General features: G+C 75.3%; 11 protein-coding genes and 2 pseudogenes. 9 read left to right on the forward strand and 4 right to left on the reverse strand.

The window, feature by feature from the left end:
• Window positions 1-39 precede the first annotated feature (39 nt).
• Window positions 40-2,307 (reverse strand): helicase-associated domain-containing protein, encoded by a 2,268-nt coding sequence (locus L6E12_RS13200; RefSeq protein ID WP_236228187.1) that lies wholly within the window; start codon window positions 2,305-2,307, stop codon window positions 40-42.
• 77 nt (window positions 2,308-2,384) lie between these two features.
• On the opposite strand from L6E12_RS13200, the gene L6E12_RS13205 reads away from it, so the two are divergent.
• The 5 genes and pseudogenes from L6E12_RS13205 to L6E12_RS35695 form a co-directional block, all read left to right on the forward strand.
• Window positions 2,385-2,588 (forward strand): hypothetical protein, encoded by a 204-nt coding sequence (locus tag L6E12_RS13205; protein ID WP_236228188.1) that lies wholly within the window; start codon window positions 2,385-2,387, stop codon window positions 2,586-2,588.
• A gap of 105 nt (window positions 2,589-2,693) precedes the next feature.
• Window positions 2,694-4,100 carry an NAD-dependent malic enzyme gene (locus L6E12_RS13210; protein ID WP_236228189.1) on the forward strand — a complete coding sequence of 469 codons (1,407 nt, stop codon included), beginning with the start codon at window positions 2,694-2,696 and terminating at the stop codon, window positions 4,098-4,100.
• A gap of 62 nt (window positions 4,101-4,162) precedes the next feature.
• A complete protein-coding gene (moaC, locus tag L6E12_RS13215; protein WP_236228190.1) occupies window positions 4,163-4,639 on the forward strand; it encodes a cyclic pyranopterin monophosphate synthase MoaC in 477 nt (158 codons plus the stop codon).
• Window positions 4,636-5,124: pseudogene (locus L6E12_RS35690) on the forward strand (molybdenum cofactor biosynthesis protein B); the annotation flags it as partial. The gene moaC and the pseudogene L6E12_RS35690, both read left to right, overlap by 4 nt.
• 435 nt (window positions 5,125-5,559) lie before the next feature.
• Window positions 5,560-5,940 (forward strand): annotated as a pseudogene (locus L6E12_RS35695) (molybdenum cofactor biosynthesis protein MoaE); the annotation flags it as partial.
• A 219-nt stretch (window positions 5,941-6,159) separates the two neighbouring features.
• Here L6E12_RS35695 and L6E12_RS35095 read toward each other — a convergent pair.
• The 3 genes from L6E12_RS35095 to moaA form a co-directional block, all read right to left on the reverse strand.
• Entirely contained in the window at window positions 6,160-6,840 is a 681-nt protein-coding gene (locus L6E12_RS35095) for a transglycosylase family protein (RefSeq protein ID WP_304523880.1), read from the reverse strand.
• 453 nt (window positions 6,841-7,293) lie between these two features.
• Window positions 7,294-7,554: a MoaD/ThiS family protein gene (locus L6E12_RS13235; RefSeq protein ID WP_236228191.1), complete on the reverse strand. Its 261-nt coding sequence runs from the start codon at window positions 7,552-7,554 to the stop codon at window positions 7,294-7,296.
• A 3-nt stretch (window positions 7,555-7,557) separates the two neighbouring features.
• The gene (gene moaA / locus L6E12_RS13240) at window positions 7,558-8,601 is read right to left on the reverse strand and encodes a GTP 3',8-cyclase MoaA (RefSeq protein WP_236228226.1); all 1,044 of its coding nucleotides are present in this window, start codon (window positions 8,599-8,601) and stop codon (window positions 7,558-7,560) included.
• A gap of 112 nt (window positions 8,602-8,713) precedes the next feature.
• On the opposite strand from moaA, the gene L6E12_RS13245 reads away from it, so the two are divergent.
• From L6E12_RS13245 to L6E12_RS13260, 4 genes are read left to right on the forward strand one after another with little or no spacing between them, the layout of a single operon-like run.
• Window positions 8,714-9,106 (forward strand): molybdopterin-binding protein, encoded by a 393-nt coding sequence (locus L6E12_RS13245; protein WP_236228192.1) that lies wholly within the window; start codon window positions 8,714-8,716, stop codon window positions 9,104-9,106.
• A gap of 21 nt (window positions 9,107-9,127) precedes the next feature.
• The gene (modA, locus tag L6E12_RS13250) at window positions 9,128-9,868 is read left to right on the forward strand and encodes a molybdate ABC transporter substrate-binding protein (protein ID WP_236228193.1); all 741 of its coding nucleotides are present in this window, start codon (window positions 9,128-9,130) and stop codon (window positions 9,866-9,868) included.
• A gap of 29 nt (window positions 9,869-9,897) precedes the next feature.
• Window positions 9,898-10,662: an ABC transporter permease gene (locus tag L6E12_RS13255; protein WP_236228227.1), complete on the forward strand. Its 765-nt coding sequence runs from the start codon at window positions 9,898-9,900 to the stop codon at window positions 10,660-10,662.
• A complete protein-coding gene (locus tag L6E12_RS13260; protein WP_236228194.1) occupies window positions 10,659-11,756 on the forward strand; it encodes a sulfate/molybdate ABC transporter ATP-binding protein in 1,098 nt (365 codons plus the stop codon). Before L6E12_RS13255 ends, L6E12_RS13260 begins: the two co-directional genes overlap by 4 nt.
• Window positions 11,757-11,764 lie beyond the last annotated feature (8 nt).

Raw genomic sequence — 11,764 nt, forward strand, 5'->3', positions numbered from 1 at the left:
GGTTGTCGGCTTGGTTCTCTGATTCGGTCGGGGCTGGGGCTAGCTCTCTGACTCGACCAGGGCTGCGCTGGTGATGCGGTGGAGGGGAAGGCGGCGGATTTCCTCGCTGGTGGGGTCCTTGCCCTCCAGGATGCCGCCGCCGATGCGGAGGGGTTCGATCACCCGTTGGCTGGCCACGCCGTGGGCGTCGACCAGGCCGATCCAGACCGCCTGTTGGGCTCGGGTGGCCTCTTGGAGGAGGGCGAGGGTTTCGGCTGTGTTGGCGCCGGAGCCGGAGCCGGACTTCGCCGACACCGTGCGGCCGCGCCTGCTGTCGGCTGCCCGGTCGCCCGCTCGCATGGCGGCGACCATGTCGGTGAGCTGGTCGGGGCCGGGGGTGCGGGCCACCGCTCGGCGCAGCGCCTTGGCGGGGGTTTGGATTCGGCGGCCGGTGGGGCGCAGGTCGACGACCTGGCCGTCGGCGCCCTCGGCGGCGGGGGCGAAACCCGCTGCTCGGAGGTCGTCGAGGATTTCCAGGAGGGGCAGGGGGCTGACCAGGACCGTGGGGGCGATCTTGCGCAGTTGCAGGGTGGCGGCGGCGGGGCTGGCGGCCACCTCGGCGATCAGGGCGGGGTCGTCGCAGCGCAGGAACGAGGTGGCGGCGCCTCCCCGGAGGCGGCCGTGGCGGCGGGCGACGTCGTCGATGAGGTATTCGAGGGACTGGGGGACGGGGGTCTTGGACTTCGTCGTGAAGAGTTCGTGCAGGTCGGCCGCGGAGCGGCCCGCGTCCAGGGCTCGGCGGATGGAGGACTCGCTGACCCGGTAGACCGTGGCGCTGCCCGCCGACTCGACGTCGGCCGTCTCGGTGATGCGGGCGGCCAGGTGGGGTTCCAGGGGGCCGGGGGCGACCACCGTCAGGTCGGCCTGGACCAGGACGTGGTCGATGGGGTCGGGCAGGGCCTCGGCCATGCGCTTGGCCGCCGGGGCCGCGCCCTCCGCCACCAGGGTGCGGCCGGGGCCGCTGAGGGCACCCAGGGCGACCAGGCCCAGGGTGGTGGCCTCGGCGAGGGTCCAGCGGACCATCTCGTCGCGCAGCCTGCCGCCGCGGCGGGGGGCCCGCCAGGCCAGGACCGCGGCGAGGTCGTCCGGGTCGGTGACACCGGTGCCCGCGCGCAGCCCGGCCAGCACGTCGAGCACCCGCAGGCGCTCCACCGGGGCCGCGGGCCTGCGCAGCTCGTCGGACAGCGGCGCCAGGATGCGGTCCTTGGCGTCGCGCAGACCGCCCAGGCCGGGGAGGCGGGGCAGGTCCAGCCAGGCCGTGGCGAGGGTGGCCCAGCGGTTCGCCGGGGTGGCGGCCGACCACAGGTCGGCGTGGTTGGTCGGGACCCACTCCGGGGTGGCCGCCTCGTTGTCGGCCACCAGGGCCGCCGCGGCGGCCACCTCGACCAGCAGGGTGGCGTCCCGCTCGGACAGCTCGGTGACGCGGGCGACCTTCTTCAGGTCGCGGACCCCCAGGCCGCCGGACTTGAGGACCGGTGGCGGCTCGGCCGACCACAGGCGGACCAGGGTCTCGACGTGGCGCACCAGCTCCAGGGCGGCGCCCGCCGCGGTCGAGTCGACCAGGGCGGCCTTGCGGGTGGTGGTGCGCAGCTCGGGTTCGGTGACCGCCACCGACGTCGGGGTGCCGCGCAGGACAGCGCCGACCTGGCCGGGCAGCTCCACCGTCTCCGCGTCCAACCGGGTCAGCAGGCCCCTGGCCAGCAGGCGCTGGATCGGGGTCTTGGCCTGCGCCAGCGGCAGCACGGTCGCCGCGTCGCGGGTGCGGCCCACCGGGCGACCGCCCGCCAGGGTCGCCAACACCTTGCGCTCGTCCTCGGGCAGGGCCTCGACCAGCGCCGGGACGTCCGCGTACTCCAGGGCGGGCGCGGGCCTGCCCAGGGCCGCGGTGGGGCCGCCCGCCTCCCTGGCGGCCGGGGGCAGCGCGAGCGCGTCGTCCTCGCCCCAGGCCAGGGCCAGGGCGCGCATCCGGTCGACGGCGGCGCGGACGGCCTCCTCCGGGGTGCCCGGGGGGAGGTGCTCGACCACCCGCCGCAGCGGCACCGGGGCGCGGTCGGCGTCGGCGGCGAGCAGGGCGTCGAGGACGGCCAGGGTGAACGTGTCCAGGCCCTCCGCGGCTCTGGCCACCGACGCGCGGGAGCCCGCGCGGGTGGCCAGCACGGCGGTGTCCGCCGGTCGGGGGGTCGCCAGGTCGGGGCGGGCGCGCAGCACGGCGGCCAGCGTCTCGTCGTCCCTGGCGCGGAGCCAGTCGGTGAGCGTGGGGCCGGACACCCTGACCACGGTATACGCACGGTGGTTCCGGTAACCTCGGTACTCGCCGGAACCGCAGTGCCAACCGAGGAGGAGCCGTGGCGAAGGTCGCCAAGAAGGACCGCGTCAAGCACCGCATCGACCCCGAGTGGCGCGGCGACGACAACGGGTCGCACCCGGTCACCGAGCTGCACTCGGACCGCCAGGGCGCGCTGTCCCCGTTCGGCGACACCACGTTCCCGCTCGACTCGGTGCCCTACGTGCACCCGGTCACCGAGATCAACCGCCAGGACGCCCCCTAGGCCCGGTCGCTCACCGCCGGACAGGTTCGCCCGGTGGGATTTGTGACCACCGGACAGGGCTAAGCTGCGCTCGTTCCTCGATCGCCGAAGTTGGAGCGCAGCGACATGCCCGTCCCCGGTCCCGGTTACTCCATCACCGTCCGGGTCGAAGCGCCCCCGTCCGCCGGGGCCGCGGGTGACCTCACCAGCGCGGTCGGCCGGGTCGGCGGCGTCATCACCGCGTTCGACGTGGTCGAGTCGCACACCGACCGGGTCGTGGTCGACATCACCTGCAACGCGATGTCGGCCAACCACGCGCGCGACATCTCCGACACCCTCGGCGCGCTGCCCGGGGTCGAGGTGCGCAAGGTCTCCGACCGCACCTTCCTGATGCACCTCGGCGGCAAGATCGAGGTCACCGCCAAGGTCGCGCTGCGCAACCGCGACGACCTCTCCCGCGCCTACACCCCCGGCGTGGCCCGGGTGTGCACCGCGATCGCGGAGAACCCGGACGACGCGCGGCGGCTGACCATCAAGCGCAACACCGTCGCCGTGGTCACCGACGGGTCGGCGGTGCTCGGGCTGGGCAACATCGGCCCCGCCGCCGCGCTGCCGGTGATGGAGGGCAAGGCGGCGCTGTTCAAGAAGTTCGGCTCGGTCGACGCGTGGCCGGTGTGCCTGGACACCCAGGACACCGAGGAGATCATCCGCACGGTGGAGCTGATCGCCCCGGTCTACGGGGGCATCAACCTGGAGGACATCGCCGCGCCGCGCTGCTTCGAGATCGAGGCCCGGCTGCGGGAGAAGCTCGACATCCCGGTGTTCCACGACGACCAGCACGGCACCGCCATCTGCGTGGTCGCCGCCCTGCGCAACGCGCTGCGGGTCGTCGGCAAGGACCTGTCCGACTGCAAGGTCGTGGTCTGCGGCGTCGGCGCGGCGGGCTCGGCGATCATCCGCCTGCTGCTGCAACGCCACACCGGCGACAAGCTCGGCCCCGCCGACATCCTGGCCGTCGACGTCGACGGCATCGTGCACGGCGACCGCGGCGACACCGACGCGAACCTGCGCTGGGTCGCCGCCAACACCAACCGCGACGGGGTGTCCGGTCGGCTGCACGACGCGCTGGTCGGGGCGGACGTGTTCATCGGCGTGTCCGCGCCCAACCTGTTCGGCGCCGAGCAGGTCGCCACCATGGCCGCCGACCCGGTGGTGTTCGCCCTGGCCAACCCCGACCCGGAGATCGACCCGCTGGAGGCCCAGCGGCACGCCGCGGTCGTCGCCACCGGCCGCTCGGACTACCCGAACCAGATCAACAACGTGCTGGCCTTCCCCGGCGTCTTCCGCGGCCTCCTCGACGCCCAGGCCCACACCATCACCGACGAGATGCTCCTCGCCGCCGCCGACGCCATCGCCGACGTGGTCGACGGGGAGCGGCTCAACGCCTCGTTCATCGTGCCCAGCGTCTTCGACGCCGCCGTCGCCCCGGCTGTCGCCGACGCCGTCCGCAAGGCCGCGACCGCCCCGGCCTAGTCCGGGGTGTTCCGGTCGGCACTGCCCCCGTCGGCCGGGCCGCCGGGCCGTAGCATCGGCACGTGGGTGAACTGAGCCATGTGGACGCCTCCGGCGCCGCCCGGATGGTCGACGTGTCGGAGAAGGCGGTGACCGCCCGGGTGGCGGTCGCGTCCGGGGTGGTGCGCACCACCGAGGAGGTGGTGGGGCTGCTGCTGCGCGACGGGCTGCCCAAGGGGGACGCGCTGGCCACCGCCCGGATCGCCGGGATCATGGGCGCCAAGCGGACCCCCGACCTCGTCCCGCTGTGCCACCCGATCGCGCTGACGGGGGTGGAGGTCGACCTGGAGGCGTCCGGGTCGGAGGTGCGCATCACCGCCACCGCCCGCACCGCCGACCGCACCGGGGTCGAGATGGAGGCGCTGACCGCCGTGGCGGTCTGCGGGCTCACCCTGCACGACATGATCAAGGCCGTGGACCCCGCCGCCGTGCTGGACCAGGTCCGCGTCGACCGCAAGGACGGCGGCAAGACCGGCACCTGGAGCAGGGGAGAAGCATGAGCGACCGCACCGGCCGGGTGATCACCGCCTCCAACCGGGCGGCGGGCGGGGTCTACCCGGACAGGACCGGGCCGCTGATCGCCGCCTGGCTCCGCGACCGCGGCTTCGCCACGCCCGACCCGGCCGTGGTCCCCGACGGCGCCCCGGTCGAGGCGGCGCTGCGCGCGGCCGTGGCCGACTCGGTCGACGTCGTCCTCACCACCGGCGGCACCGGCATCAACCCCACCGACCGCACCCCCGAGGCGACCCGCGCCGTGCTCGACCACGAGGTCCCCGGCCTGGCCGACGCCATCCGCGCCGCGGGCCTGCCGGGGGTGCCCACGGCCGTGCTGTCGCGCGGCCTGGCCGGGGTCGCCGGTCGCACCCTGGTGGTCAACCTGCCCGGCTCCACCGGCGGCGTCCGCGACGGCCTCGCCGTCCTCGACGGCGTCCTGGCCCACGCCGTCGACCAACTCCACGGCGGCGACCACCCGGCCCCCACCGCGCAGCACCACGCCGACCCCGCCGCGCCGCAGCGGGCTGGCTTCACCGCGCAGCAGCCGGTCGGTCCTGCCGGGCAGCAGCAGGCCGGCCCCGCCGGGCAGCACCACGCCGACCCCGCCGCGCCGCAGCGGGCTGGCTTCACCGCGCAGCAGCCGGTCGGTCCTGCCGGGCAGCAGCAGGCCGGCCCCGCCGGGCAGCACCACGCCGACCCCGCCGCACCGCAGCAGGCTGGCTTCACCGCGCAGCAGCCGGTCGGTCCTGCCGCGCCGCAGCAAGCCGGCCTCGCCGGGCAGCCCCAGGCCGATCCCGCCGCGCAGCAGTCCGGCCACCGGGTCGGGGTGTCGGACGTCGGGCGGTCGTCCGGTGGGCACCCGGACCCGTCCGCCGGTGTGCCCGCTGCGGTGCTGCGCGCCGAGGTGTCCGGGGACGCGCTGTCGGTCGACGAGCACGCCGCCCTGGTCGACCACCGCGCCGCGGGCGCCGTGGTGACCTTCGCCGGGGTCGTGCGCGACCACGACGGCGGGCGCGGCGTCGCGTCCCTGACCTACGAGGGCCACCCCAGCGCCGGGGACGTCATCACCGAGGTCGCCGCGGACGTCGCCGCGTCCTCCCCGGGGGTGCGCGCGCTGGCGGTCTCGCACCGGGTCGGCGACCTGGCGATCGGGGACACCGCCCTGGCCGTCGCCGTCGCCGCCGACCACCGGGGCGCCGCGTTCGCCACCTGCGCGCGGCTGGTGGACGAGGTGAAGGCCCGGCTGCCGATCTGGAAGCACCAGCGGTTCATCGACGGCACCGACGAGTGGGTCAACTGCCCCTGATCGCAGGCTCTGCCCCCTGGGCCTGCCCGCCGCCCCTGACCGCAGGCCCTGACCACTCTGCCCCTGACCGCTGGCTCTGCCCGCCGCCCCCACTCCCGCCGGCTCTGGCCGCTACCCCTGACCGCAGGCCCTGATCGCGGGCGCCTGCCCCGAGCACGACCGAGCCCCCGCCGCCCGGAACGGACGGCGGGGGCTCGGGAGCACTCGGCGCGGGAGAACCTACTTCGTGGCGATCTTCTGGCCCACGAGGATCAGGTTCGGGTCGCTGATGAAGTTCTTGTTCTTCTCGGCCAGCGACTGCCACCCACCGGCGACGTTGAGCTGGTTGGCGATCTTCGACAGCGTGTCGCCCGCGAGCACGGTGTAGTCACCGGCCGGGTTCGACGTGCTCACCGCGGCGACCGGGGCGGTGGGGGCCGCCTTCTTCGTGGTCGCCTTCGGGGCCGCGGCCTTCGTGGTGGCCTTGGGTGCGGCCTTCTTCTGCGCGGGGGTCGCCTTCTTCGACGTCACCGGCTTCTTCGCGGCGGCGGTGGCGGGCTTGGCGGAGCTGCCCGACTTCTTGCCGCACACCGGCCAGGCACCGATGCCCTGGGTCTTGAGCACGTTCTCCGCGACGCGGATCTGCTCCTCGCGGCTCGCGTTGTGCGCGGAGCCGCTGCCGCCGTTGGCGCGCCAGGTGCTCGGACTGAACTGGAGGCCGCCGTAGTAGCCGTTACCGGTGCTGATGCCCCAGTTGCCACCGCTCTCGCACTGCGCGATCGCGTCCCAGTTCACGGTGTCGGCCGAGGCCGGGGTCGCGGCGACCGCCATCGGGGCGCCGACCGCGACACCCGCGACGACGACGCGGGCGATGGCGCGCTTGGTGGTGGACGGCTTGCGGTGCTTGCCTCGGTAGGACATTTAAGTATCTCTGGCTCCCGTGCCTGCGTGATCAACGCTGCGGGTCGGGCCCGTGGTGCGGCCCGGCCGGTGGTGGTCACCCGGCTCCACTGCGGTCCCGGTTGCCCGTGACCGTCCGTGGTCCCTCGCCCCTGTCCGAGAGTCGCTTTCGCTCGGGGTTGATTCCCGAGAGGCCGCCGGACAGGGTTCGGCACTACGGACTCCCGGGTACTGCGTGGTCGGTTTCGGGTCCGACCGAAAGCGACGGTACGTAACCGCGAGGGCTTACGGAAATCGGAAGGGGCGTGACCGTCATCACAGTAACGCCGCGCAACCTCAAACGATCCCCCAGGTTTTTGCTGTTGAGAGGGGTAACCCGGGCCGTTATTCCGCTGTGTCCTCCCCGAGATAATTCACCGAGGGTGAGACCTGCCTTACGCCGAACCCACGTCGTTGGGCCGTTCGGGAAGCCCCTCAGCCGCCCGCGAAAGGGGGCAGAACGTCCAAACCGGTGACATCGGGCAGCCGGATGTCGCGGTCACGGACAGCGACGCCGTCCAGCAGGAAGCTCGCCGCGGGCAGCACCCGCGCCAGCGCCGCACCGTGCCGGGCGCCCAGGGCGGCCACCGCGTCGGCCACGGTGGCGCCCGCGGGCAGGCGCACTGTCTCCTCCCGCACGCCCGCGGCCGCGCGCGCGCCCGCGAAATACCGCACCCGCACCTCGGTCTCGACCACCGGTCAGCCCCCGATCGCGCTCATCGGCCGGTCGGGCTGGGCGAAGCCCGTGTTGTTGATGCCGTGCCCGGCGAGCTTGCCCCACATCGCCGCCCGCCACCGGTCGGCGATCTCCGCGTCCGCCGCGCCCGCGCGCAGCGGGCCGCGCAGGTCGGTCTCGGTCGTGCTGAACAGGCACGACCGCAGCGCCCCGTCCGCGGTGAGCCGGGTGCGGTCGCAGTCGCCGCAGAACGGCCGGGTCACCGAGGCGATCACGCCGACGTCGGCCGGTCCGCCGTCGACCAGCCAGCGCTCGGCCGGGGCGGCCCCGCGCGCGGTCGGCGACGGGGTCAGCGCGAACTCCGCGCCCAGCAGCTCCAGGATCTCCGCCGCGGTCACCATCTCCGAGCGGTCCCAGCCGTGCTGCGGGTCCAGCGGCATCTGCTCGATGAACCGCAGCGCGTACCCGTGCTCGACGCAGAACCGCAGCAGGTCGGCCGCCTCGTCGTCGTTGACCCCGCGCAGCAGCACCGCGTTGACCTTCACCGGGGTCAGCCCGGCGGCGCGGGCGGCGGCGAGGCCGTCGAGGACGTCGGGGAGCCGGTCGCGGCGGGTCAGCTCGGCGTACCGCTCCCGGCGCACGGTGTCCAGCGAGACGTTCACCCGGTCGAGCCCGGCGGCGCGCAGCGCGTCGGCCCGCCTGGCCAGGCCGACGGCGTTGGTGGTCATCGAGATGCGCGGACGCGGCCGCAGGGCCGCGACGGAGGCGATCAGCTCCTCCAGGCCCTTGCGCAGGGTCGGCTCGCCGCCGGTGAACCGGACGTCGGTGACGCCCAGGTCCTCGACCGCGATCCGGATCAGCCGACCCAGTTCCGCGTCCGACAGCATCTGCGAACCGGGCATCCAGTCCAGGCCCGCGGCGGGCATGCAGTAGGTGCAGCGCAGGTTGCACCGGTCGGTCAGCGACACGCGCAGATCGGTGGCGACCCGGCCGAAGCCGTCCACCAGCCGGGGGTTGTCGGGGCGTCCGGCGACGCTCGGCACGACGGGCAATCCGAGATCGACCATGCTCACCGGTTCGAGGGTAGTCGCCGGGCGGATGGGGTCGCCGGGGCAGCAAAAGCCGATACCTCGGGTTTCTCCAGCACGAAACCGCAGATGCGGCACTATGGTCTGTTCCATGCCGCACTATCGGTTTTCCGACGCCGCACGCCTGCTGGGGGTCAGCGACGACACCGTCCGCCGCTGGGTCGACGCGGGCCACCTCACCGCCGGGCTCGACGCCTCCGGCCGCAAGGTGGTCGACGGCGCGGTGCTGGCCGAGTTCGCCCGGTCGCAGGCCGAGGCGGCGCCCGACCCCACCGGTGTCGGGCGCTCGGCGCGCAACCGGTTCGTCGGCCTGGTCACCGCGGTCGTGCAGGACACGGTCATGGCCCAGGTCGAGATCCAGTGCGGCCCGCACCGGGTGGTGTCGCTGATGAGCAGCGAGGCCGTCCGCGAGATGGGCCTGGCGCCCGGCTCGCTGGCGGTCGCGGTCGTCAAGGCGACCCAGGTCATCGTCGAAACGCCCTGACCCCTCCCGAGGAGATCCCGCATGCGCAAGCTCGTCGCCCTGGCTGCCGCTGCCCTCGCCCTGGCGGGCTGCGGCACCGGCTCGGACCCGGGGGGCGGGGTGCTGACCGTCTTCGCCGCCGCTTCGCTCACCGAGTCCTTCACCGCGCTGGCGGACCGGTTCGAGGCCGAGCACCCCGGCGTCGACGTCCGGCTCAACTTCGCCGGGTCGTCCGCCCTGGCCCAGCAGATCGCCAACGACGCCGCCGCCGACGTCTTCGCCTCCGCCGACACCGCCACCATGGAGAAGGTGCAGGCCCTGCTCGCCGCCCCCGCGGTGGTGTTCGCGACCAACAAGCTCACCATCGTCACCCCGCCGGGCAACCCGGCGAAGGTCACCGGCCTGGCCGACCTGGGCCGGGAGGGCGTGACGGTGGTCGTGTGCGCACCGCAGGTGCCGTGCGGGGCCGCGGCGGAAAAGGCCGCCGACACCGCCGGGGTCGCCCTCCGGCCCGCCAGCGAGGAGCAGGACGTCAAGGCGGTGCTCACCAAGGTGCGGGCAGGCGAGGCCGACGCGGGCCTGGTCTACGTCTCCGACGCCAAGGCCGCGGGCGACGCGGTCACCGCGGTCGGGTTCCCCGAGGCGGACGAGGCCGTCAACGACTACCCGATCGCCGTGCTCAAGGCTGCCCCGCAGGCCGACCTCGCCGGGGAGTTCGTGGACCTGGTGCGCGGCCCCGGCGGTCGGGCGCGACTGGCCGAGGCCGGGTTCGGCACGCCGTGAGCACCCGGGACCGGCGGGTCCGCACCGGCCTGCCTGCCCTGCTGTGGGTGCCCGCCGCGGTCGCGCTGGCCCTGGTGGTGCTCCCGGTGGTCGGGCTCGTCGCGCGCTCGGACCTGTCCTCGCTGCCCACCAGGGTCACCAGCCCCGGCGCGGTGGCGGCGCTCGGCCTGTCGCTGCGGACCGCCGCACTGTCCACAGTGCTCTGCCTGCTGCTGGGCGGCCCGCTCGCCGTCGTGCTCGCGCGGTCGCGGGTACCGGGGGTGCGGGTGCTGCGGGCGGTGGTGCTGCTGCCGCTCGTGCTGCCGCCGGTCGTGGGCGGGCTCGCGCTGCTGTACCTGCTGGGGCGCGGCGGCCTGCTCGGCTCGCACCTGCCGGGCGTCCGCATCCCCTACACGACCGCCGCGGTGGTCATCGCCCAGGTGTTCGTGGCGATGCCGTTCCTCGTCGTCGGCCTGGAAGGGGCGCTGCGCACCGCGGGGGAGCGGTACGAGGCGATCGCGGCGACGCTCGGGGCGCGGCCGTGGACGGTGTTCCGGCGGGTGACCGTGCCGCTGGTGCTGCCCGCCCTGGGCTCCGGCCTGGTGCTCTCGTTCGCCCGCGCGCTGGGGGAGTTCGGCGCGACGATCACCTTCGCGGGCTCGCTGGAGGGCGTCACGCGGACCCTGCCGCTCCAGGTGTACCTGCTCGCCGAGACCGATGTGGACGGTGCGGTGGCGCTGTCGCTGCTGCTGGTGGTCGTGGCCGTCGCGGTGATCGCCGCGGCCCGGCCCCGCGCGCTGCGGGGACAGCGGTGACCGGGCTGTCCGCGCGGGTGCGGGTGGCGCGGGACCGGTTCACCCTGGACGCCGCGGTCGAGGTGGCGGCCGGGGAGGTCGTCGCCGTCCTGGGCCCCAACGGCTCCGGCAAGTCCACGCTGCTCGACGTCCTCGCCGGGCTGCTGCTGCCCGACCACGGCCGCGTCACCGTCGACGGCCGGGTGCTGACCGACACCGCCACCGGCGTCCGAGTGCCCCCGGCCCGGCGCGGCGTCGGGCTGCTGGCGCAGGACGCGCTGCTCTTCCCGCACCTGACCGCCCTGGCGAACGTCGCCTTCGGCCCCCGCGCCGCCGGGGCGCGGCGCGGGCGCGCGCACGAGGTGGCCCGGCACTGGCTGGCCGAGGTGGGCGCCGCGGAGTTCGCCGCCCGCCGACCCGCCGCGCTCTCCGGCGGCCAGGCGCAGCGGGTGGCCCTGGCCAGGGCCCTGGCGGCCGAACCGGGGCTGCTGCTGCTCGACGAACCCTTCGCCGCCCTCGACGTCGACGCCACCCCGGTCCTGCGCGGGGTCGTCCGCCGCGTGCTGGCCGCGACCGGGCGCACGGCGCTGCTGGTCACCCACGACCCGCTCGACGCCCTCGCCCTCGCCGACCGCGTCCTGGTCCTCGCCGACGGCCGGGTCGTCGAGGACGGCCCGACCCGCGCGGTGCTGTCGCGCCCGCGCACGGCGTTCACCGCCCGCGTCGCGGGCCTCAACCTCGTCTCCGGCACCGGCGACCCGGCGGGCCTGCGCACCCCCGACGGCACCCTCGTCGCCGCGGCGGCGGGACCGCCCGGCGAACCGGCCGTCGCCGTCTTCCGCCCCGCCGACGTCGCCGTCTACACCAGCCCGGCCCAGGGCAGCCCCCGGAACGTCTTCCCCGCCGTCGTCGCCGCACTCGAACCGCACGGCGACACCGTCCGGGTCCGCGCCGCCGCCACCCCCGGCGGCCCGCCCTGGGTCACCGGCCTCGCCGCCGACCTGACCCCCGCCGCCGTCGCCGACCTGGCCCTGGAACCCGGCACCCCCGTCCACCTCAGCGTCAAGGCCGCCGCCGTCGCCGTCCACCCGGCCGGGACCGCCGCGGCTGGGTAGCGTCTGCG

The sequence above is a fragment of the Actinokineospora sp. PR83 genome (assembly GCF_021056305.1).
GTDB lineage: Bacteria > Actinomycetota > Actinomycetes > Mycobacteriales > Pseudonocardiaceae > Actinokineospora > Actinokineospora spheciospongiae.

Excerpts from the sequence above, each read along its gene's own strand:
- L6E12_RS13210 (WP_236228189.1), top strand. The coding sequence starts at position 2,694 with ATGCCCGTCCCCGGTCCCGGTTACTCCATCACCGTCCGGGTCGAAGCG.
- L6E12_RS35095 (WP_304523880.1), bottom strand. The coding sequence starts at position 6,840 with ATGTCCTACCGAGGCAAGCACCGCAAGCCGTCCACCACCAAGCGCGCC.
- moaA (WP_236228226.1), bottom strand. The coding sequence starts at position 8,601 with ATGGTCGATCTCGGATTGCCCGTCGTGCCGAGCGTCGCCGGACGCCCC.
- L6E12_RS13245 (WP_236228192.1), top strand. The coding sequence starts at position 8,714 with ATGCCGCACTATCGGTTTTCCGACGCCGCACGCCTGCTGGGGGTCAGC.
- modA (WP_236228193.1), top strand. The coding sequence starts at position 9,128 with ATGCGCAAGCTCGTCGCCCTGGCTGCCGCTGCCCTCGCCCTGGCGGGC.